23 protein-coding genes and 1 pseudogene are annotated in these 21,474 nt (G+C 62.9%); 6 read left to right on the top strand and 18 right to left on the bottom strand.

Features of this window, described 5'->3' with window-relative positions; all coding sequences use genetic code 11:
- Positions 1-9 precede the first annotated feature (9 nt).
- The 3 genes from A9D60_RS01220 to A9D60_RS01210 all read right to left on the bottom strand — a co-directional run bounded on the left by A9D60_RS01220 (position 10) and on the right by A9D60_RS01210 (position 2,861).
- Positions 10-1,380 carry a glutamate--cysteine ligase gene (locus tag A9D60_RS01220; RefSeq protein ID WP_065265911.1) on the bottom strand — a complete coding sequence of 457 codons (1,371 nt, stop codon included), beginning with the start codon at positions 1,378-1,380 and terminating at the stop codon, positions 10-12.
- A gap of 65 nt (positions 1,381-1,445) precedes the next feature.
- Positions 1,446-1,973 carry a hypothetical protein gene (locus tag A9D60_RS01215; RefSeq protein WP_065265910.1) on the bottom strand — a complete coding sequence of 176 codons (528 nt, stop codon included), beginning with the start codon at positions 1,971-1,973 and terminating at the stop codon, positions 1,446-1,448.
- A 162-nt stretch (positions 1,974-2,135) separates the two neighbouring features.
- Complete coding sequence (locus A9D60_RS01210) at positions 2,136-2,861, bottom strand: 16S rRNA (uracil(1498)-N(3))-methyltransferase (RefSeq protein ID WP_065265909.1); 726 nt, start codon at positions 2,859-2,861, stop codon at positions 2,136-2,138.
- A 12-nt stretch (positions 2,862-2,873) separates the two neighbouring features.
- Between A9D60_RS01210 and ubiA the strand changes: the two genes are divergently transcribed.
- From ubiA to A9D60_RS01195, 3 genes are read left to right on the top strand one after another with little or no spacing between them, the layout of a single operon-like run.
- Complete coding sequence (gene ubiA, locus A9D60_RS01205; protein ID WP_065265908.1) at positions 2,874-3,836, top strand: 4-hydroxybenzoate octaprenyltransferase; 963 nt, start codon at positions 2,874-2,876, stop codon at positions 3,834-3,836.
- 60 nt (positions 3,837-3,896) lie between these two features.
- A complete protein-coding gene (locus A9D60_RS01200) occupies positions 3,897-5,786 on the top strand; it encodes an OmpA family protein (RefSeq protein WP_065265907.1) in 1,890 nt (629 codons plus the stop codon).
- Positions 5,783-6,097: a hypothetical protein gene (locus A9D60_RS01195; protein WP_065265906.1), complete on the top strand. Its 315-nt coding sequence runs from the start codon at positions 5,783-5,785 to the stop codon at positions 6,095-6,097. The genes A9D60_RS01200 and A9D60_RS01195 overlap by 4 nt, the downstream gene beginning before the upstream one ends.
- A 130-nt stretch (positions 6,098-6,227) precedes the next feature.
- Here A9D60_RS01195 and A9D60_RS01190 read toward each other — a convergent pair whose 3' ends face one another.
- The 12 genes and pseudogenes from A9D60_RS01190 to A9D60_RS01140 all read right to left on the bottom strand — a co-directional run bounded on the left by A9D60_RS01190 (position 6,228) and on the right by A9D60_RS01140 (position 15,876).
- Positions 6,228-6,674: a molybdenum cofactor biosynthesis protein MoaE gene (locus A9D60_RS01190; RefSeq protein ID WP_065265905.1), complete on the bottom strand. Its 447-nt coding sequence runs from the start codon at positions 6,672-6,674 to the stop codon at positions 6,228-6,230.
- Positions 6,675-6,678: 4 nt separating this feature from the next.
- On the bottom strand, positions 6,679-6,924 hold the full coding sequence (gene moaD / locus A9D60_RS01185) for a molybdopterin converting factor subunit 1 (protein WP_065265904.1): 246 nt from the start codon (positions 6,922-6,924) through the stop codon (positions 6,679-6,681).
- Positions 6,924-7,595: a CDP-diacylglycerol--glycerol-3-phosphate 3-phosphatidyltransferase gene (gene pgsA / locus A9D60_RS01180; protein WP_065265903.1), complete on the bottom strand. Its 672-nt coding sequence runs from the start codon at positions 7,593-7,595 to the stop codon at positions 6,924-6,926. Before pgsA ends, moaD begins: the two co-directional genes overlap by 1 nt.
- 128 nt (positions 7,596-7,723) lie before the next feature.
- A complete protein-coding gene (locus A9D60_RS01175) occupies positions 7,724-8,335 on the bottom strand; it encodes a DUF922 domain-containing protein (protein WP_065265902.1) in 612 nt (203 codons plus the stop codon).
- 70 nt (positions 8,336-8,405) lie between these two features.
- Positions 8,406-10,298 (bottom strand): excinuclease ABC subunit UvrC, encoded by a 1,893-nt coding sequence (gene uvrC / locus A9D60_RS01170; RefSeq protein WP_175392861.1) that lies wholly within the window; start codon positions 10,296-10,298, stop codon positions 8,406-8,408.
- A 299-nt stretch (positions 10,299-10,597) separates the two neighbouring features.
- Positions 10,598-11,383 (bottom strand): annotated as a pseudogene (locus A9D60_RS01165) (SDR family oxidoreductase); the annotation flags it as partial.
- Positions 11,384-11,407: 24 nt separating this feature from the next.
- Entirely contained in the window at positions 11,408-12,370 is a 963-nt protein-coding gene (locus A9D60_RS01160; RefSeq protein WP_065265899.1) for a calcium/sodium antiporter, read from the bottom strand.
- On the bottom strand, positions 12,367-12,540 hold the full coding sequence (locus tag A9D60_RS26435) for a hypothetical protein (RefSeq protein ID WP_175392860.1): 174 nt from the start codon (positions 12,538-12,540) through the stop codon (positions 12,367-12,369). The genes A9D60_RS01160 and A9D60_RS26435 overlap by 4 nt, the downstream gene beginning before the upstream one ends.
- 1 nt (position 12,541) lies before the next feature.
- Positions 12,542-13,339: a S49 family peptidase gene (locus A9D60_RS01155; RefSeq protein WP_065266058.1), complete on the bottom strand. Its 798-nt coding sequence runs from the start codon at positions 13,337-13,339 to the stop codon at positions 12,542-12,544.
- Between the two features lie 186 nt (positions 13,340-13,525).
- Positions 13,526-14,287: an ABC transporter permease gene (locus A9D60_RS01150; protein ID WP_019297162.1), complete on the bottom strand. Its 762-nt coding sequence runs from the start codon at positions 14,285-14,287 to the stop codon at positions 13,526-13,528.
- On the bottom strand, positions 14,284-15,243 hold the full coding sequence (locus A9D60_RS01145; protein WP_065265898.1) for an ABC transporter ATP-binding protein: 960 nt from the start codon (positions 15,241-15,243) through the stop codon (positions 14,284-14,286). Before A9D60_RS01145 ends, A9D60_RS01150 begins: the two co-directional genes overlap by 4 nt.
- 111 nt (positions 15,244-15,354) lie before the next feature.
- Entirely contained in the window at positions 15,355-15,876 is a 522-nt protein-coding gene (locus A9D60_RS01140; RefSeq protein ID WP_065265897.1) for a CoxG family protein, read from the bottom strand.
- Positions 15,877-16,053: 177 nt separating this feature from the next.
- Between A9D60_RS01140 and A9D60_RS01135 the strand changes: the two genes are divergently transcribed.
- Positions 16,054-16,728, top strand: coding sequence for an NAD(P)-dependent oxidoreductase (locus A9D60_RS01135; protein WP_065265896.1), 675 nt, complete (start codon positions 16,054-16,056; stop codon positions 16,726-16,728).
- A 165-nt stretch (positions 16,729-16,893) separates the two neighbouring features.
- Here the strand turns inward: A9D60_RS01135 and pobA are convergent, their stop codons facing one another.
- A complete protein-coding gene (gene pobA, locus A9D60_RS01130) occupies positions 16,894-18,075 on the bottom strand; it encodes a 4-hydroxybenzoate 3-monooxygenase (RefSeq protein ID WP_065265895.1) in 1,182 nt (393 codons plus the stop codon).
- Positions 18,076-18,179: 104 nt separating this feature from the next.
- Between pobA and A9D60_RS01125 the strand changes: the two genes are divergently transcribed.
- Together A9D60_RS01125 and A9D60_RS01120 are read left to right on the top strand one after the other, a co-directional pair.
- Positions 18,180-19,040: a helix-turn-helix domain-containing protein gene (locus tag A9D60_RS01125; RefSeq protein ID WP_065265894.1), complete on the top strand. Its 861-nt coding sequence runs from the start codon at positions 18,180-18,182 to the stop codon at positions 19,038-19,040.
- Between the two features lie 45 nt (positions 19,041-19,085).
- A complete protein-coding gene (locus tag A9D60_RS01120; protein WP_065265893.1) occupies positions 19,086-20,183 on the top strand; it encodes a CaiB/BaiF CoA transferase family protein in 1,098 nt (365 codons plus the stop codon).
- A 2-nt stretch (positions 20,184-20,185) separates the two neighbouring features.
- On the opposite strand, the gene A9D60_RS26430 is transcribed toward A9D60_RS01120, so the two are convergent.
- Together A9D60_RS26430 and hemE are read right to left on the bottom strand one after the other, a co-directional pair.
- Positions 20,186-20,353: a hypothetical protein gene (locus A9D60_RS26430; RefSeq protein WP_039159975.1), complete on the bottom strand. Its 168-nt coding sequence runs from the start codon at positions 20,351-20,353 to the stop codon at positions 20,186-20,188.
- Between the two features lie 63 nt (positions 20,354-20,416).
- Positions 20,417-21,451, bottom strand: a complete 1,035-nt coding sequence (hemE, locus tag A9D60_RS01115; RefSeq protein ID WP_065266057.1) for a uroporphyrinogen decarboxylase — start codon at positions 21,449-21,451, stop codon at positions 20,417-20,419.
- Positions 21,452-21,474: the final 23 nt, after the last annotated feature.

The raw sequence follows: 21,474 nt of genomic DNA, 5'->3' as shown, positions 1-21,474 counted from the left end.
TGCAGGCTGTCAGTAGGCGAACTCGCCGTAGATCCGGCTGAGGTCACCCTCCCAGGCACCATTGTAGCGCTCCAGCAACTCGTCCGCGGGCACCTTGCCGGTTTCCAGGCTGTCCTTCAGCGCGTTCAGGAAGTGGGTTTCATCCGGCACCAGACCGCCAGCGCCGGGGCGTGCGCGGGCCTTGAGGCCGCTTTCGGAGATTGCAACCGCCTCGCGGGCCAGCTCGTGCATGCTGATGCCGTTTACATTGGCCTGAAGCCCCTGTTCAGAAGCAGCCACGCGCAGGGCGTCGCGGGTTTCTGCGTCCCAGGCCTTGACCAGATCCCAGGCGGCATCAAGCGCGCTTTGGTCATAGGTGAGCCCCACCCAGAAGGCGGGCAGCGCGCACAGGCGGCGCCAGGGGCCGCCGTCAGCGCCGCGCATCTCGATGAATTTCTTGATGCGAGCCTCGGGGAAGATGGTGGTCAGGTGGTCGGCCCAATCGCTGAGCGTCGGGGTTTCGCCTGGCAGCGCGGGCAGTTGCCCCTTCAGGAAGTCGCGGAAGGACATGCCCAGCGCATTGATATATTCGCCATTGCGGTAGACAAAGTACATCGGCACATCGAGTGCGTATTGCACCCAGGCCTCAAAGCCGAAGCCTTCCTCGAACACAAACGGCAGCATGCCGGTGCGGTCGGCGTCCAGCGAGCGCCAGACGCGGGCGCGCCAGGACTTGTGGCCGTTGGGCTGGCCCTCCAGGAACGGGGAGTTGGCAAACAGCGCAGTGGCCACCGGCTGCAGCGCCAGCGCCACCCGCAGTTTCTGCACCATGTCAGCCTCAGACGAAAAGTCGAGGTTCACCTGCACGGTGCAAGTGCGGCGCATCATGGTGGTGCCCATGGTGCCGACTTCCTGCATGTAGCCGTCCATCAGCTTGTAGCGGCCCTTGGGCATCAGCGGCATGTCTTCATGCTTCCAGACCGGTGCAGCACCCAAGCCGATGAAGCCGACGCCGATCTTGTCGGCGATGTCCTTGACGTCGCGCAGGTGGGCGTTCACCTCGTCGCAGGTCTCGTGGATGGTTTCCAGCGGCGCGCCGGAAAGCTCCAGCTGGCCGCCTGGCTCCAGGCTGATGTTGGCGCCGTCCTTGGTCAGGCCGATGAGGTTGTCGCCTTCGGTCAGCGGCGCCCATCCATGGCCGTCGCGCAGGCCCTCAAGGACCGCCAGGATGGAGCGCTCACCTGCATAGGGCAGCGGCTTCAGCGTGTCCTTGCAGAAGCCGAACTTCTCATGCTCGGTACCGATGCGCCAGTCTTCCTTGGGTTTACAGCCGTCGGCAAGATACTGGGCAAGCTGCTCGTGGCGTTCGATCGGCCCGCCGCCGGACTGGGGAATGGACATGCCTGGCACTCCGTCCTGTTAGATCTGTCTTGAACGGTCAGTCGTGGGCGGAATCGCCGCCAGTGTCAATGCAGGCGCTGATGTTCCGGGCGGCTGGCGGCGCGCTCCCAGATCACGACCTGGTGAGGGCCGCGGCGGCGCAGCTCTGCCAGCATCCGCTCCGTCTTGAGGCCCGGGAGGGCGGCAAAGACGTCAAACAGCGCCTCATAGCCCTCCGCATTGACCGGGATTGCCAGCGGTGGCTGGCCGGGCTGCTCCAGCAGCCAGTGCGGCGGTTTGGACGTGTGATCCAGCGCCAGCCGTTCCAGTTCCGAAGCGGCAACCGCACCGCCGTTGAGCGGCCCGAAATAGGCAATCTGCCCCTCATCCACCTGCACCACGCCAGGGCCGCCGCTGCCGCGCCGGAACCGCATCCGCTGGACACCGATAACCGCAGCAACCAGCCCGGTGGCAACCAGCGCCCAACCGGTGATCGCGGTGAAGCCGGCCGCGGAATACGCCCATTTCAGCCCCACCAGGAACATCAGCGCGGCAGCCAGAACCTCGCGCCATTGCCACAGGGTTTCGCGGGCTTCGGGGCGGATGAAACTCATGTGTTTCGCCTCATTTATACGTCCAGCGGGCGGTGCGGCCTGCCATGCCCTCCTTACTTGTGCAGCCAGGATGGCGGATACAATGGCCGCGAACGTCACGACATGCTCAAAGGTTAACCAAAATTGGTTTCCAGTTTGTGACCGAAGCCACGCAGCATTCCTTTACCAGTCCCCCAGCGCCTGCTGCCACAGGGTCATCGCCGCCACCGCCGCGGTATCAGCACGCAGGATGCGGGGGCCAAGACTGACGACATGGGATTGCGGCAACGCGTGCAGCCGCTTGCGCTCTGCCTCGGAAAATCCACCTTCAGGCCCGATCAGAATGGCCCAAGGCGCGTCTTTCTGCGTCTCTGCTGCCAGTTGCAGCGCATTACCCACTTCAGCCTCGTCGCAGAACATCAGCTGGCGCCCGACGGGCCACTGGTCCAGCAGGCGGGAGAGCTTCTGAAGGTCCGACACCTCCGGCACATAGGTACCGCCGCATTGCTCAGCAGCCTCGACCGCATGGGCCTGCAGCCGGTCTTGGCGGATACGTTCGGAATTGGTGAATTCCGTCTGTATCGGCAGGATGCGCGCCGCGCCCATTTCCGCCGCCTTCTCGACGATGAAATCGGTCCGCGCTTTCTTTATCGGCGCAAACATCAGCCACAGGTCCGGCGGCAGCTGCAACGGTTTGGTCTGTTCCTGGCAAACAAGAGTGCCGCCGCGCTTTCCGGCCTCTGCCACCTCGGCGAGCCACTCGCCGTCCTTGCCGTTAAACAGCGCCACATGGGCGCCCGCCGCCAGCCGCATCACTCCGAACAGGTAATGCGCCTGATCACGATCCAAGGGAAGTGATTGCCCTGCGCCCAAAGGGTGCTCTACATACAGTCTGATTTTTGCACTCATGGGGTCCTACATATGCAAGGCGAGACACCAGCACCAGAGGGTCAGGTCGCGGATGCGGTCAAGGGGAACTGGGTCGACACCTACGCCCCGGAATGGACACGTCCCTATCTGCGCCTCAGCCGCGCCGACCGGCCGATCGGCACCTGGCTGCTGCTGATCCCGTGCTGGTGGGGGCTTGCCCTGGCAATCCTTGCAGATCAAAGCCCGCGCTGGAGCGACCTGTGGATTGCCATCGGCTGCGCGGGCGGCGCCTGGCTGATGCGCGGGGCGGGCTGCACCTGGAACGACATCACCGACCGCAACTTCGACGGCCAGGTGGAGCGCACCCGCTCCCGCCCGATCCCCTCCGGCCAGGTCACAGTGAAGGGTGCACTGGCCTGGATGGGGCTGCAGTGCCTCTTGGGGCTGATGATCCTTCTCACCTTCACCCAGGCCGCCATAGCGATGGGCATCCTGTCGCTGCTGCCCGTGGCGGTTTACCCTTTTGCCAAGCGCTTCACATGGTGGCCGCAGGTGTTTCTGGGCCTTGCCTTCAACTGGGGAGCCATGCTGGCCTGGGTTGCGCACACCGGCTCCATGAGCTGGCCGCCGGTTTTACTGTACTTGGCCGGCATCGCCTGGACGCTGTTCTATGACACCATCTATGCCCATCAGGACACCGAAGACGACGCGCTGATTGGCGTGAAATCCACCGCCCGGCTGTTCGGCACGCAATCCCCGATGTGGCTGCGCCGTTTCATCGTGGCCTTTGTCTGCCTGATGGCGATGGCGGTCATCGGCGCGATGCTGGAAGACGCTTCGGTTCTGGCGCTGGTGCTGGCACTCGCAGCCCCTTGGGCAATGGGCTGGCACATGACCTGGCAGCTGCGCGCCTTTGACGCGGAAAACAATGCCCGGCTGCTGCAGCTGTTCCGGCTGAACCGCGATACCGGCCTGATCCCGCTGATCTTCTTCGCCTTGGCCATGTTCGCATGATTGAACCCCAGCGCCGCGCGCGGTAAGAGCCACTAACTGACCAAGGGAAACTGCCGCCATATGCGCTTGTCCACTCTGCTGATCCCAGGCCTGGCCTTTACCGCCGCTGCAGGGCTGAGCCTTGTGGCCGCCGGGTTTTCCGTCACCGCGGTGGAACGCAGCACCGAAACCGGGGTGCGGCAGGCGCTGGACCGCGCGGGTTTCACTTGGGCCGAGGTAACCGCGGACGGGCTTCAAGTGCTGCTGGAAGGAACCGCACCTGACGAGGCAACCCGGTTTTCGGTGATTTCGCTGATCGGCGGCGTGGTTGACGCCGCCCGGATCATCGACGGGATGGAGGTTCCTCCGGCAAAGGGCTTGGCGCCGCCTCGGTTTTCCGCGGAAATCCTGCGCAATGACAGCGGCATCTCCATCATCGGGCTGATCCCCGCGGGCTCCGGCCGCGCGGCGATGGTCAAACAGCTGAACGCCCTGGCTGGCGAAGGCAATGTGGCGGACCTCTTGGAAACCGCCAAATATGCCAAGCCCGACGGCTGGCAGCAGGCCCTGGATTTCGCCGTCGACGCGCTGAAGCTGCTGCCCCGCGCCAAGATTTCGGTGGAAGCGGGCGAAGTGTCCATCACCGCAATTTCCGGAAGCGAAGAGGCCAAGCACCAGCTGGAAGAGCAGCTTGGCCGTCTGGCGCCTCCGGGGTTGCGGCTGGCGATGGACATTGCGGCGCCGCGTCCGGTGATCACTCCCTTCACCCTGCGGTTCCTGCTGGACAAAGATGGCGCTCAGTTCGACGCCTGCTCTGCCGAAAGCGAGGAAAGCCGCAATCGCATCCTGGAAGCCGCCCGCAAGGCGGGGCTTAAGGGCGACGCCGATTGCGTGATCGGCATGGGCGTGCCCTCCCCCAACTGGGCCCGTGCGACAGAACTGAGTATCGCCAGTCTCGCCGAGCTGGGCGGCGGTTCCGTGACCATTGCCAATGCCGATATCACACTGGTTGCAGCAGAAGGCACCTCCAGCGGTACCTTTGACCACGTGGTGGGCGAGCTGGAAAGCGCCCTGCCCCGGGTATTTGCACTGCACGCCGTGCTGCCGGTGCCAGAGGCCAGCGCCACTGCAGGTCCGCCCGAGTTCACCGCAACCCTCAGCCCGGAAGGCCAGGTGCAGCTGCGCGGACGTCTCAGCGACGCGGCCCTGCGCACAGTGGCCGACAGCTATGCCAAGGCGCGCTTCGGCTCTGGGAATGTGCACACCGCCACCCGGATTGTTGCCGATCTGCCCGCCGACTGGCCGGTGCGCGTGCTGGCCGGGCTGGAGGCACTCTCATATCTGCAGCGCGGATCAGTCACGGTTACACCGGAAAACCTGGAACTGCGCGGTATGAGCTATCGCAAGGATGCGCTCTCCGAGATCGCACGCTTCCTGTCCGCCAAACTGGGCGAGGCAGAGACCTATGGCCTCGACATCACCTACGAGAAACCGCCGGCTCCCAAGGATCAGCCGATCCCGCCGGAACTCTGCGAGGCACAGCTTGCCGGTGCGCAGGCCGAAGCCAAAATCGCCTTTGAACCCGGCTCAGCCACCATTGCTGCCGAAAGCGCGAGCACCATGGACCGGATCGCAGAGGTGCTGAGCCGCTGCGGACCCGTGCGGCTGGAGATCCAGGGCCATACCGACAGCCAGGGCCGCGAGGTGATGAACCAGAACCTGAGCCAGGCGCGGGCGCAATCGGTCCTGAACGAACTGCGCGCGCGCCGGGTGGTGACCTCGACCTTCGCAGCCAAGGGTTATGGCGAGAGCGATCCGATTGCCGACAACGGCACCGAAGAGGGCCGCGAGGCCAACCGCCGCATCGAGTTCAAGCTGGTCCGCCCGGCGGAGCAGGCGGAAACAAATGACGACGATAGCGGCGAGACCGCCGAAAGCGCAGACGGCGCACAGGAGACAACAGAGGAATGAACAGGACAGAGTTCATCATCACCACCGCGATCATCCTGTTTGCGGCCTTTGCCATGGGCTGGTTTGCCAACTGGCTGGTGCACCGGTTCACCCGGGTGCGCCAGAGTGATGTGGCCGACCTGGACCGGATGAGCCAGGAGCTGCATGAGGCCGAGGAGACGCGCGACCAGGCGATCACTTACCTGCAGCAGCGTGAGGCGGAACTGACCAACCAGCTGACCCAAACCGAGGCGGAACTGCGGGCGGCAATGGAAGGCCTGCGCGAAGCCCGCCGCGAGGCTGAGGAAATGCGCAGCCAGCTCCCGCACTGATTAGCTTGGTCCAGCGGGACACTCCCGCGCCTGCAGAATGCGCTGGCTGTGCCAGCGCCCCCGGTCCAACAGGCGGAAATCAACTTTTGATGATTGAACGCTTGACGGGAGGCCCCCTGCCCGCCGGGCCTCACCAGCGCTTGAGCGCGTCCTCGTCGGCGTCCTTGGCCGCAACCCAGTCCGCGCTTCCGCCTGCGAGGATTTCCTTTTTCCAGAACGGCGCGCGGGATTTCAGGTAATCCATGAGGTACTCCGCAGCTTCAAAGGCATCCTTGCGGTGGCGCGCAGCGGTGGCAACCATCATGATGCGCTCCCCGGGTGCCAGGCGGCCATGGCGGTGGATCACCAGCGCATCTGCCAGCGACCAGCGCTTCACGGCCTCCTCAGCAATCGCGGTGAGCGCCTTCTCGGTCATGCCCGGATAATGCTCAATCTCCATCGCCTGGAGACCGCCCTGATCTGCATCCCGCACCACGCCTGTGAAGGTCACTACCGCGCCTGCGTTTTCAATCCCGGCCGCAAAAGCATCGCTCTCTGCCCCCAGCTCAAACGAGTCTTCCTGAACCGAGATCCGCATTGCCTCAGCCCCCGGTCATCGGCGGGAAGAATGCGACCTCACGCACGCCATCCAGGGGTGAGTCAAAATCAGACAGTTCCTGGTCCAGCGCCACCCGCAACGCCGACAGATCGGCAAAGGCAGCGGCGTAGCGATCTTCGCGCCCGCGCAGTTCTTCGACCAGATCCGCGACCGTAGCGGCATTGGTCTCCACACGCTCGCGCGGCAGGCCAATGCGTTCGCGCACCCAGGCGAAATACAGGACATCCATCAGTGCGCCTCCTTCAGGTGCGGCATTGCCTTGCGCAGGTAGTCGATCCCGGTGATAGCGGTCAGCGCTGCGGCAATCCACAACAGCCACAGCCCAACGCGGCCAGTCCAGACCATGCCGTCAAATTTCCAGCGCAGGCCCATTTCGTCGGAAATCTGCCCCGTCATGATCTGTTCGATCAGTGCCTGGTCCATGCCAAACGAGGACATCACCAGGTAATGCTCAAAGATACCCTGCGAGAACAGTGTGGCAATTGCGATCATCTGGGCCGTGGTTTTCCACTTGGCAAGCTTGGTGACTTTCAGCGTTCCAGCGGTGTCTCCCAGGTATTCGCGCAAGCCAGATACAAACACCTCGCGGAACAGGATCACCGTGGCAGGCAGCACCAGCCAGGGCGTCCAATGCTCGGCGGAATAGCCCACCAGGATCATCAGAGCGATCACCACCATCGCCTTGTCGGCAATCGGGTCCAGCATCGCGCCCATCTTGGTTTCCTGCTTCCACGCCCGCGCCAGGTAGCCGTCGAACCAGTCAGTGACAGCTGCGGTAACAAACAGCAGCAAGGCAAACCAGTCCGCGTAAGGCCGGGTGAAATACAGGAACATCACGGCCAGGCCGGGTGCTGCGACCAGCCGCAGCAGGGTGAGGATATTAGGCAGAGTCCACTTCATGCCGCGCACATTATCCGGCTGTTTCAAAAGTGGAAAGCGGCGTTGATTAAAATTCGGCAATGGCTGGCATCATTAAACAGTGGGGGCCGGCTGCAATCAGGTCCGTGAGCACGCGGGACGTGTTGGTCTCATCCTACGGAAGTATCCAGCAACGCCCCCTTCTTTTCGCCATGATGGCTTGAGCGGTCAAATTTCCGGTGCACCTCGTTCAGCCGGTCCCGGTCCACAAAGATGTGGTTGTTGATCTCCCGCATCAGGTCTTCCCTGGCCATCTTCAGAGCATCTGCTTCGGTGTCCGCCAGCCCTTTTCCCTTCAGCTTGTCCAGTTCCTTGGCGATCTTGTCGCATTCCTTCTTGGCCTTATCCAAGTGCTGCGCTTCATGCGCCAGGCAGCAGGCATAGAAGCGGTACCATTCGATCAGCGCCCGCGGCGACAGCCCGCTGACAGAGCGCTTCGGGCATTTCACCGTCGTATGCAGGTTCAGTTTCAGCGCCGAGACCTTGGCCGTCACCTCGAACCAGCCTGTTTTCTTGTCGATCTTGGGTTTGCCGTCGGCAACGTATTTTCCCTTGGCGGTCAGGCATTCCAGTTCCGTGGTGGTCAGAAAGGCCACCTTCTTGTTGTCATTCGGGTCTTTCGGGCCGCTCTTCTTGATGCTTTTGGCAATGTCCGGCAGCGTTTTTCCGGACACCGAATAGGTGTCATAGACAACAGTTTTCACGGTCAGGGAGACAGGCATAATTCCTCCGGGCAGTTAACGGCTGCCCTTCAGACTTAGCACGATTGCCTCTCAGCCCAAATTGAGCGGCCTAACCCTGCGTATGGAAGTGGTCATAGATCCGTTCGGCCAGCGCTTCGGATATTCCATCCACGGCCTTCAGGTCGGCCAGATTGGCGCGGCTGACGGCCTTGGCGCTGCCGAAATGCGCCAGCAGCGCCCGCTTACGTGAAGCTCCTACCCCCGGCACCTCGTCCAGCGGGGTGGCGCTGACGGCCTTGGCCCTTTTGGCGCGGTGGGTGCCGATCGCAAACCGGTGCGCCTCATCCCTCATCCGCTGGATGAAATAGAGCACCGGATCATTACGCTGCAGCGCAAAGACGCTCTCCCCGGGGCGGTAGAATTCTTCCTTGCCGTGATCACGGTCCACGCCCTTGGCGACTCCGACCATGGGGATGTCCTGCACACCGTGCGCTTCCATGATCTCTGCCACAGCAGAGACCTGCCCGGCACCGCCGTCGATCAGCAAGAGGTCCGGCCACAGGCCCTTCTCCCTGGCCGGGTCCTCCTTCAGCAAGCGCGAGAAGCGGCGGTTCAGCACTTCCTTCATCATGCCGAAGTCATCGCCGGGGACTAGGTCGTCACCCCTGATGTTGAACTTGCGGTAGGCGTTTTTCATGAAGCCATCCGGCCCCATCACGATCATGCCGCCCACGGCATTGGTGCCCTGGATGTGCGAGTTGTCGTAGACCTCGATCCGCTGCGGCGGGCCATCCAGTCCAAAGGCTTCGGCCAGCCCGCGCAGGAGCTTGGCCTGCGTGGCGCTTTCGGCCATGCGGCGGGCTAGGCTTTCGCGGGCGTTGCGCACCGCAAAGGCCACCAGTTCCGTCTTTTCTCCGCGCTGGGGAACAAGCAGTTCGACCTTGCGCTCGGCTTTCTCGCTCAGCGCGGCCTCCATAAGGTCGGCGTTTTCGATGCCGTCGGACAGGATCAGCTGCCGCGGCGGCTCCTTGTTGCTGTAGAACTGGCCCAGGAAGGCTTCCATGATCTCTGCCGGGCTGTTGTCGGCGTCGACCCTGGGGTAGAAATCCTGGTTGCCCCAGTTCTGGTTGGCACGGATGAAGAAGACTTGCACGCAAGCCTGGCCGCCATCCATATGCAGGCCGATCACATCCGCCTCTGCCACGCCGCGCGGGTTGATGCCCTGGCTTGTCTGCACCTGGGTCAGCGCCTTGATCCGGTCGCGCAACGCGGCGGCGCGCTCGAACTCCATCGCCTCCGAGGCGGCCATCATTTGCTCTGCCAGTTCCTCCTGGATCTTGGTGGAGCGGCCGGACAGGAAACGTTCTGCGTCGCGCACGCTGGCGGCGTAATCCTCTTCGCTGATGAGCCCGGTGCAGGGTGCTGTGCAGCGTTTGATCTGATACTGCAGGCAGGGTCGCGTGCGGGTCTCAAACATCGAATCCGAGCAGTTGCGCAGGAGGAACGCCTTTTGAAGCTGGTTCAGCGTCCGGTTCACCGCACCGGCGCTAGCGAAGGGGCCGAAATAGCTGCCCTTCTGCTTGCGGGCGCCGCGGTGCTTCTTGATCTGCGGGAAGGCGTGATCCTTGGCGACCAGAATGTTGGGAAAGCTTTTGTCATCACGCAGCAGCACGTTGTACTTGGGCTTCAGCTGCTTGATCAGGTTCTGCTCGAGCAGCAGTGCCTCGGTTTCCGTCCGGGTGGTCAGGAACATCATCGACGCGGTGAGCGCGATCATACGCTCGATCCGCGGGCTATTTCCGGGGCGCGTGTAATTCGACACCCGGGCCTTGAGGTTGCGGGCCTTCCCCACGTACAGCACGCGGCTGTCCGCATCCAGCATCCGGTAAACGCCGGGCGATGCGTCCAGCGTTTTCACATAATCCTGGATTACCGCGTAACCGGTGCGGACGGGCGAATCCGGGGCTGTTTCGGAAGGCTGGTCAGTCATGCGCCCAGACATATGATTCCCTGTCCTTGGCTGCAATGTTTACCCGTCAGGATCAAGAGCCGGGAAATCCACGGAAGCTGTGGATAACTACGGAGATATCTTTGGGCTATCCCGCCTTTTCTCTTATTTCAGAGCGGTTTTGGACGGATGCTTATTTTTTAGGCAACCTGATAAGGTGCTGATTTAAAGAAAAACTTTTCACGCCATCTGTCAAGGTTTTGAAAAGAAAGGCACTTTTGTAACGCTTCCGTGACGGCATGTTAGACGGTGCAAAACTTGCAGCGAAAGGGCCGGTTTCTTCCCTGTTTGCGTCACTCAAGGCCGTCGCTGTCAGGAGTCTGCCAGCCCAGGTGCTGGCCGCCGTCCACGCAGATCATCTGACCCGTCACTGCTTTTGCCTGCAGCAGATAGCTGAGAGCCGCGGTGACATCCTCGGTATCCGCGCCGCGCTGCAAAATTGTGGCCTTTCGCTGGCGGGCGAATTGCTCCGCGCTTTGCCTCGGCCCTTGCAGGGTCGGGCCCGGGCCGATGGCGTTGACGCGGATCCGCGGAGCCAGCGCCTGTGCAGCCGTCTGCGTCAATGTCCACAGCGCTGATTTGGCCAGTGTGTAGCTCATGAAGTCAGGCGTAAGCTTGCGCACCCGCTGGTCGATCATGTTGACCGCCAGCCCCCATGCCCTCGGCTCGCCGCCTGCATCCAGCTCTACCGGGATCTCCTGCGCGGCCATGGCCTGCAACAGTACAAACGGCGCCCGCAGATTGCTGTCCAGATGCCGGTCCCAGCTGCTCCGGGAGGCAGTGGAAAGCGTATCATGCTCAAACACGGACGCATTGTTGACCAGGCAATTAATGGCGCCGCCCAGGCTATCAGCTGCGCGCGGAAGCAGAGCCTGGGCCTGATCCTCCTGCAGCAGGTCTGCTTGTACTGCCGCGGCCTGCCGGCCCATGCTGCGGATCTGCGCCGCCGTCGCCTCTGCCTCAGTTGCGGAAGACGCATAGTGGACAGCGACGTCATACCCTTGCGCTGCAAGCTCCAAAGCCATGGCGCGCCCCAGCCGCCTGCCCGCCCCGGTCACCAATGCACGCATCTGTGCCTCCCTGCTGCTGCCTTGGAAACAGAGTTAGAACAGGACGAAGAGATAGGCCAGATAGAGCGCCGTCAGAATGACACCCCAGATGCGGGTGATGTCCTGCTTGAAGAAGACAAAGGGGATCAGCAGCAATGAGGCGGCCAGCATCACCCACAGGTCGAACTGCAGGAATTCCGGATCCACGCTGATCGGGCCGATGAAAGTTGCAATACCTATGATGGCCAGCAAGTTGAACATGTTGGAGCCGATCACATTGCCCAGCGCCACATCCGCTTGGCGGCGAAGCGCTGCCATCACAGTGGTGGCCAGTTCCGGCAGCGAGGTGCCGACTGCCACCAGCGTCAGGCCGATCACGGTTTCGCTGACGCCGTAGAGGCGGGCAATGATTGTAGCGTTATCGACCAGCAGGTCGGCGCCCAGCGGCAGGCCGATCAGGCCCAGCAGCAGGTAGAGGCCAACGCGCCAGTAAGGCATGTCCGGGTCGGCTTCCTCGATCTCTTCCAAGTCTGCATCCGCAGCGCAGCCCTTGCCATTTCCGTTGCGCCGGTGGTTGCGAGCGTCGCGGAAGGCCACCGCCAGCACCCCTGCCAGCGCCGCCAGAAGGATCAGCCCCGACCAGACGGTGAAGGTGCCGCCAAAGGCAAGGCCGATGAACAGAACCGAGGCACCCAGCATAAAGATATAATTTCTGCGGGTGCTGCACTCGCTGGTGTGCAAGGCCCGCATCAGGGCAGGTATGCCCAGCACCAGCAGAATATTGGCCGTGTTCGAACCAACGACATTGCCCATTGCGATGCCATCGGCGCCCTCATGCACGGCGCTGATCGCGATCAGCAGTTCCGGTGCCGAGGTACCAAAGGCGACGATGGTCAGGCTGACGATCAGCGCGGGCACCCCCAGCCGCAGGCTGAGATTCACCGCACCACGCACCAGCGCGTCCCCCGCCAGCAGCAGGATGACCAGACCAAGCGCCGAATACAGCCATGGCATCATTTGCCACGATCCCCCTTATTACAGGCGCACGGCCCCTTGCCGATCTTGAAGCGGCCGCAGGACGGGCAGCGCCTGGAATTTATTTGCTTCTGGCCGGGAAACCGCAACTTGCCGAACATCGCCAGCACAGCCATCACCGCCAGAAAGGTTGCAACGATCTTGAACAGCACGTCAGAGACCGAAACGCGCGTATTCGGCGCGCTCCTCGATCCCGGCCAGCGCATCCTGCGCGACCTGAATACCGAAGCGGCTCAGCAGCGGTTTCTTCAGGCCATAGCGGCGGAAGCGGACCTTCTCACCAAACCGTTCCTGCATCTTGGGCTTCAGATGGCCGATACCGTCGATCAGCCCCAGTTCTTCTGCCCGGCGCGCCAGCCAGACCTCGCCGGTGAACAGGTTTTCCTCACTGTGCAGCTTGGACCCGCGGCGTTCGGTGACATGGTCGATGAAATTGGCGTGGATGTCGTTCAGGATGACCTTTAGGCGCTTCACATCCTCCGGGTTTTCCGGGCGGAACGGGTCCAGCATCGATTTGCTTTCGCCCGCGGTATAGACGCGCCGTTCCACCCCCTGGCGCGCCAGCAGGACATGGGCGCCAAAACCTGCTGAGATCACCCCGACCGAGCCGAGAACCGAGCTGGCATCGGCCCAAATCTCATCTGCAGCCGCCGCCAGCCAATAGCCGCCCGAAGCTGCCACATCCTCGACAAATGCATAGACCGGCACATCCAGCTCTTCTGAAAGCCGCCGGATGCGGGCGCCGATAAGCGAGCTTTGCACCGGCGAACCGCCAGGAGAGTTGATCTCCAGTGCGACGGCAGCAGGTTTGCCCTTGCGGAACGCGCGCTCCAGCACCGGTGCCAGCCCTGCGTCGCTGAGGGAGCCGCGGCCGGGCATGCCAATGGCGCCATTCAGGCGCACCACTGCCACCAGCGGCTGTCTTTTCAGGAAAGGCAGGTGAAATCTCATGGCGCCGATGTAGAGGGCCGTCCGGGGTGAAACAAGGTGCGCGGACTTGGGAATTTCCGTGAAATGCAAAAACCGCACAGCCGCGGGCATAAATGCAACGCTGGTTTGCCCCCGCCGAATTGCTCCCAGCCCGCCTTAATGGGCAGCAGCCTGCGGCTGCCGCCTTGAAGGAAGGCATCGCCCGGATCAGGCCCGGATGCGCCAGCCTGTTTTGAAGATCCACCAGATGACGCCCACGCAAGCGAGCGTGAACCCGCCAATCGCACACAGACTAAGGAGCACCGGCACATCGGCCTGACCAAAGAAGGCCCAGCGGAAACCCGACACCAGATAGACGACCGGGTTGAACAGGGTAATCGTCTGCCAGACCGGGGGCAGCATCGAAATCGAATAGAAAGACCCGCCCAGGAACACCAGCGGCGTCACCACCAGCAACGGCACCAGCTGCAGCTGTTCGAAATTCCCGGCCCAGATACCGATGATGAAGCCCATCAGGGAGAAGCTGAGGCAGGTCAGCACCAGAAATGCCACCATCGCCAGCGGGTGCTGCACTGAAAGATCCACAAACAGTGAGGCGGTGCACAGGATCACCGTGCCAATGAACAGCGATTTGGTCGCTGCCGCACCGACAAAGCCCGCCACAACCTCCAGGAAGTTGATTGGCGCCGACAGGATCTCATAGATATTGCCGATAAACTTCGGGAAGTAGATCCCGAAGGACGCATTGCTGATGCTCTGGGTGATCACCGACAACATCACCAGCCCAGGCACAATAAAGGCGCCGTATTCGACCCCGTCGACCTCCTGAATGCGGCTGCCGATGGCACTTCCAAACACCACGAAATAGAGCGAAGTGGACAGGACCGGCGAGATGAAGCTTTGCAGAAAGGTGCGCCAGAAGCGCGCCATTTCCGCCTTGTAGATTGTGGCAACTGCGGTCCAGTTCATGCTGCATCTCCTGCGGCTGCGTCTTTTGCTGCCGGTCCGCCAGAGACAAGACCGACAAAAATATCCTCCAAACTGGACTCCCGGGTCTGCACATCCGCCAGCACCAGTCCGGCCTGGGCCACATCGTTCAGCAGTGTGGTGATGCCAGTCCGCTCCGCCCGAGCGTCATAGGTATAGAGAAGCGCCCCGCCGCCATTGACGATTTGCAAATTGTGCTGCGACAGCGCCTCAGGGATTGCCTCGACCGGCGCGGTCAGTTGCACTTCCAGCTGCTTTTGCCCCATCCGCGCCATCAGCTGCTCTTTTTCCTCAACCAGCAGCAGCTCGCCGCCGGTGATCACCCCGACACGGTCGGCAATCGCTTCGGCCTCTTCGATGTAGTGGGTGGTCAGGATGATGGTGACACCGTCCGCCTTCAGCTCCCGGACGATCTCCCACATGTCCTTGCGCAGTTCGACGTCTACGCCCGCCGTCGGTTCATCCAGGAACAGGATGCGCGGCTCATGCGCCAGCGCCTTGGCAATCAGCACCCGCCGCTTCATTCCGCCAGACAGGTCCATTATCCGGCTGTCCCGCTTCTCCCACAGCGACAGCTTGCGCAAGACGTCCTCCACCAGCGCCGGGCTGGCAGGCTTGCCGAACAGACCGCGGGAGAAGGTGACCGTGTCCAGAACTTTGGTGAAAGGCTCCAGCGTAATCTCCTGCGGCACCAGCCCGATCAGGGCACGCGCTTGCCGGAATTGGCTGACGTTGTCGAACCCGCCAACGCTGACACTGCCAGACGTTGCCGTGGTAATGCCGCAGATGGTTGAAATCAGCGTGGTCTTGCCCGCGCCGTTAGGCCCGAGCAGCGCCAGGATTTCCCCTTCAGCTATATCCAGCGAGACGCCTTTCAGCGCCTGAAAACCGCCATCATATGTTTTGCGCAGATCGCGGATTGACAGGATTGCCGCCATGGTGCCTCCGGGATGGTCTCAAATCCCGGCCACCCTAGCGGCGGTTTGCCGCGCCTGCCAGCCCTGCGCATCGTATCAGGCCGCAGAATGGCCTGTGCGCCAGCGCAGGGATCAGCCGCGGCCTGTCACCTTGCTGAACCAGCCTTTCTTTTCTTCACCCTCATCCGGTGCAGCACCATCGCCGCCCTCTTCTTCCGGCGCCAGGTGGGACTGCAGATTGACAAAGAACTGATCCGCCATCTTCTTGGCAAAACCATCAATGATCCGGCTGCCCAGCTGGGCCAGCTTGCCGCCGACCTTGGCTTCCACGTTGTAGGACAGCAATGTGCCGGTTTCAGACGGCGCCAGCGTCACAACAGCCCCGCCCTTGGCGAAGCCGGCCGCGCCGCCCTTGCCCTCACCGGAGATAGTCAGCTTTTCGTTTTCGACCAGATCCGACAGCGTCACCTGCCCTTTGAAGGTTGCTTTGACGGGCCCGACCTTCTGGGTGACCGTGGCTTCGAACCCGTCCTGAGGCGTGCCGGTCACCTCTTGCGCCCCGGGCACGCAAGCTTTCAGAACCTCCGGCGTCAGCAGCGCTGCATAGACGGTTGCCGGATCGGCGGCGATATCCTTCTGGTCACTCATCTGCATGGGCGGGCCCTCCCTGGCGCTTCGTTGCGGTTCCTTTCAGACCTAGCCGCCCAGCCCGGCGCTGCCAAGCCTGCTGCAGCCCCTGACTGGGCGCATTAAGCCTTCGCCGGAAAATTTTATCTTGACGTCGAGATTTAAAAGTTTGTATCTCGACATCAAGATAAAAAGGAGAACAGCATGAAGATAATTCTTTTCGGTGCCACCGGCGATGTCGGCGGCGCGGCACTGCAGGCAGCAATTTCCCGCGGCCACCACGTGACAGCCGTGGCGCGCAAACCGGAGGCCCTTGGCGCCGTTGGCCCGAATGTAACACTGCTGGCACTGGACCTGCTGGACCAGCCACAGGCCGCGTCAGAAGCCGCCAGGGGTCACGATCTGGTCATCAGCGCCCTGAGGCCACCCGCAGGCCGGGAGGCGGATCTGGTGCCGCTGACCCGCAATGCGCTGACGGCCGCGCGGCTGGCCGGCATTCCGGCGCTCGTCACCGGCGGCGCCGCAACCCTGAAACTGGCAGACGGCAGCGGCCACACGGTGCTGAACGCACCAGGCTTCCTGCCCGACAGCGTCCGCCCGATTGCCGAGGCCTGCGCCGCACAGGACGCGCTGCTGGACGCGGAGACTGAGGCACAATGGACCTGCCTGCGCCCGCCCGCGATCCTGTCAGAAGGGCCCCAAACCGGCAGTTACCGCTTTGGAACTGACACGCTGGTTACCGACGCAGAGGGCAACTCTAAGATTTCCTTTGCAGATTTCGGTACAGCCCTGCTGGAGCTGGCTGAGGCACCGCGCGGCAGCCACCGGAAACTGACGGTTGCCTGGGGCGCTCCCGCCCCCGCCCTGGCGGTCGGCTGACGCCGGGCCTTGGGCGGCGTTGGGCCAGGCAGCGCGCCCTGCGCGCTGCCGCGCCGCGCTTCAGCGCGGCGCCGGACCCAAGGCTTTGCCGGGCATCTGTGATGCTCTGCAAAGGCGCGGGAGCCACTGATTGCCGGACGTCAGCCGCCGGCGAATGCCTAGGCCTCAGTAGGGCAACCCCACATAATTCTCCGCCAGCGAGACTTGCGCCGCATCTGAGGAAAACAGGTAGTCCAGTTCCGCCCTTTGCAGCCGCAGGTCTGTCTCCGATCCCTCCGGCGCCCTGTGCAACAGGTTGGTCATCCACCAGCTGAACCGCTCCGCCTTCCAGACCCGCGCCAGCGCTTTTTCAGAATAGGCATCCAGCCCCGCACTGTCCCTCTGGAGGTAGTGATCCAGGAAACCATGGTAGAGATAGTTGATATCTGACGCCGCCAGGTTCAGCCCCTTGGCCCCCGTCGGCGGCACGATGTGGGCGGCATCGCCTGCGAGGAACAGATTGCCATAGCGCATCGGCTCGGCCACGAAGCTGCGCAGGGGGGCGATGGATTTCTCGATCGACGGACCGGTCTTCAGGTCTGCCGCCACATCCTCCGGCAGCCGCCGTTTCAGCTCCTCCCAGAACGCCGCATCGCTCCAGTCCTCCACGCGGTCGGTCAGCGGCACCTGGATGTAATAGCGGCTCAGCACCCGGCTGCGCAGCGAGCATAGGGCAAAGCCCCGCTCATGCCGGGCATAGATCAGCTCTTCCGCCACCGGAGGCGTTTCTGACAGAACCCCAAGCCAGCCAAAGGGATAGACCTTCTCATATTCCTTCAGCACATCAGACGGAATCGACTTGCGGCTGACCCCGTGGAACCCGTCGGCGCCAACTACGAAATCGCATTCGGCGCGCTGGGCCTCTCCAGCCTGCTCCCAGGTCACATACGGGCGCGAGTCAGTCAGCCCCTGCAACTGCACATTCTGCGCCTCGTGAATGACCATACCACCCATCGCATCCCGCGCTTCATACAGGTCACGTGTCACTTCAGTCTGGCCGTAAACCATCACCGTCTCACCGCCGGTGCGGCCTGCCAGGTCGATCCGGTCCAACTGTCCTTGATGCGCAATGTGGAAGCCTTCGTGAATCTCGCCTTCGCGGTCCATACGCCCGCCGCAGCCAGCCTCGCGCATCAAGTTGACGAAGCCGTGCTCCAGCACTCCTGCGCGGATCCGGCCCAGCACATGGGCACGGCTGTGCTTTTCAAGCACAATCGAGCTGATCCCCTTGCGGTGCAAAAGCTGCGACAGCAGCAGCCCCGAGGGTCCGCCGCCGATTATGACAACCTGCGTCTGATGTGTGGACATGCGTGTTTCCCTGACCGTTCGGATTATTCGTGCGAAGGGGATTATGCGCCGCAAGCGCCCTGTTGCGAATGGACCAAGCGCGCCATTTTTTGTAAATTTCGTACATGCCTCCGTCAGCACGCATCGACAGCTACAACCTATTTGGCGAAACCGCCGAGCTCGCCGATGTGCTTCACGTCGAGACAATCCGCGCCCGTTCCGAGCTGCATGATTGGGAATTGCGGCCCCATCGGCACGCCAGGCTGCATCAGATTTTGGTACTGATCAGCGGGGACGGAGCGGCTGATCTTGACGGAAAGGGACATCGCCTCGCCCCGCCCTGCCTGATCAATGTGCCCCGCGGTGTGGTGCATGGCTTCCGCTTTGGCAGCGGGACCGGCGGCTGGGTGATTACCCTGGCCTCCGACCTGCTGGACCAGAACCTGGCACCAGGTGGAGGCATGCGGGCGCCGCTGGATCAGCCCGCCGTCCTGACGCTGCCCGATGGCATGCAGGACCTGGCAGAAAAACTGTTCCGCGAGTACCGGGCCAAGGCATTCGGACGGGCGCAGATGCTGCGGGGGCTGGCGCTTGCGCTCACCGCAGGGGCCGCGCGCGCCATCGCGGCTGACCGGAACGCAGCTTCGCAATCCTCTGCCAGCCCTTTATTTACCCGGTTTGAGGCCCTTGTGGAACGCGATTTCCGTCTGCGCCGCCCGCTGGCGGAATATGCGGCGGAGCTGGCTGTTTCAACAACACACCTGAACCGCATTGCCCACCAGGCCACCGGGCAGCCGGCCTCTGCGCTGGTCAGCGCCCGGGTGCTGCGGGAGGCGCGGCGGCTGCTGATCTACACAAATCTGACGGCCGCCCAGATTGCCTATGAGCTGGGGTTCTACGATCCGGCCCATTTCAGCCGCGTCTTTGCCAAAGGCACGGGAATGCCGCCACGGAAATTCCGCCGGCAGCTTGCCGGATCCGCCTGAGCCGCCGCAGACTGTTCTTGCCGGACAGCGAAAGGGAGAGGCCAAATGCTGCAGGGGATCCGCATTCTGGAAGTTGAAGGGCTCGGTCCCGGCCCCTTTGCCGCGATGACGCTGGCGGACCTAGGGGCGGAGGTGATCTGCGTGCACCGGCCGTACACCACCCGTACACCGGCCCGTGCACCAGGAATGCCGGAGCGCTCACTTCTGGACCGTGGCAAACGATCCATCACGCTGGACCTGAAGGCCCCGGACGATGCCGCGACCTTCCTGAAACTTGCCGAAACCGCACATGGGCTGATCGAGGGTTTCCGCCCCGGAGTGATGGAGCGGCTGGGGCTGGGGCCCGAGCACTGCCACGCGGTGAACCCAGGCCTGGTCTATGGCCGGATGACCGGCTGGGGACAGGACAGCCCGCTGGCCCATGCGGCGGGGCATGACCTCAATTACATCTCGCTGTCGGGGGCGTTGTGGTATGCCTCGAACGCCGGAGATGCACCGCTGACACCAGCCACGCTGGTGGGCGATATCGGCGGCGGGGCGATGTATCTGGTGGCCGGGATACTGACAGGCATCCTGAATGCCAGGACCACCGGACAGGGCTGTGTGGTGGATGCTGCGATCTATGACGGATCGGCCCATATGATGAACCTGCTGATGAGCATCCGCCAGGCCGGGAGTTTTGGCGTCACGCGTGGAGCAAACCTGCTCGACGGGCCGCATTGGTGCCGCACCTATGCCTGCGCTGGTGGCGGCTATGTCTCAGTGCAATGCTTGGAGCCGAAATTCTATGCGCTGTTTCTGGAGAAGCTGGGGCTGGCGGAAGATTCTGAGTTCCAGCGGCAGTTCGACAAGGCGCTTTGGCCTGCACTGACCGGCCGTCTTGCCGGGATCTTTGCCGGCCAGCCGCGCGATCATTGGGCGGCGCTGTTCGAAGGATCAGATTCCTGCGTGGCCCCGGTGCTGAACCCGGAGGAGGCAATGGCGCATCCGATGAATGCGCGCGGCGCCTGGGTGGAGGCAGACGGTGTGCTGCAAGCCGCCCCTGCGCCGCGGTTTTCTGGCCAGCCGGGTTGGACGCCGCCGGAGATCCCCCGGCGCGGCCAGCACACGGAGGACATCCTGGCAGAACTGGCCCGGAAGTAGTGTCAGTCTTCTTTCTTGGCCTTTTCAGCCGCGGCTTTCATCCGCTTGAGCAGTTCGGTCTTGTCCGCCTGCTTGCCAAAGGGGTTCTTCTTGGTGCCCTTGGCATTATGTTCCGAATGACGGGGCTTGTTGCTGCCCATGCGGGCACCGCCCATTCTGCTGTAGTCCATCGTTAGACCTCTGGATGTGTCCGAAGATGCGGCTATTGCCGCATCTTCATGGATAACACAAGATCAGCCGTTGCGGACGGTGTCGATCATCAGCTGCACATTGTCCGGGTTGGCATCCGGGGTAATGCCGTGGCCGAGATTGAAGATATGCGGGCCGTTCCTGAACGCCTCGACAATGCGGCGGGTCTCCTCCACCAGTTCCTGCCCGCCGGTCACCATATGGCGCGACGCCAGGTTGCCCTGCACGCAGCCGTCAACCTGCACATTTGCTGCGGCCCAGGCCGGGTCCACGGAGTTGTCCAGCGCCACACAGTCCACACCGGTTGCCTTGGCAAAGCCCACGTATTTCTCGCCCGCCTCGCGCGGGAAGCCGATAACGGGGATGCCCGGGTGGCGTTCTTTGAGCGCCGCGGTGATCTGGCGGCAGGGCTCCAGCGCGTATTTCCGGAACGCTTCGCCCTTCAGCGAGCCGGCCCAACTGTCGAAGATTTTGACGACTTCGGCGCCGGCCTCGATCTGCTTGGAGAGGTAGTCGATGGTCGCCTCGGTGATCCGTGCCAGCAGCGCCTCGAACAGGGCGGTGTTTTCCTCGCGCAGGGCGTGGGCCGGCCCCTGATCCGGAGTGCCGCGGCCTGCGATCATATAGGTGGCCACAGTCCAGGGCGCGCCGGCGAAACCGATCAGCGTGGTTTCCGCGGGCAGCTCACGCGACAGGATGCGGACCGTTTCATAGATCGGGTTCAGCGTCTCGTGGATATCAGATGCCGGACCCAGCTTGGCGAAGTCGGCCTCCGTCGTGATGGTCGAGAGCCGCGGGCCTTCGCCGGTCACGAACCACAGGTCAGCGCCCAGTGCCTGCGGGATCAGCAGGATATCGGCAAACAGGATCGCGGCGTCAAAGCCGTAGCGCCGGATCGGCTGCAGCGTCACCTCAGCCGCCAGTTCGGAGTTGTAGCAGAGCGACAGGAAATCCCCGGCTTCGGCCCGCGTGGCGCGGTATTCCGGCAGGTAGCGGCCCGCCTGGCGCATCATCCAGATCGGCGGCACATCCTGTTTTTCACCCGCCAATGCGCGCAGCAGCTTCTTTTGTCTGGCCATGGTCATCCTCTTTGTCAGCTGGC

This window comes from Leisingera sp. JC1, from assembly GCF_001679925.1.
Taxonomy (GTDB): domain Bacteria; phylum Pseudomonadota; class Alphaproteobacteria; order Rhodobacterales; family Rhodobacteraceae; genus Leisingera.
Note: the sequence above shows the minus strand (reverse complement) of the source record. Positions and strands in the feature narration are given on the sequence as shown.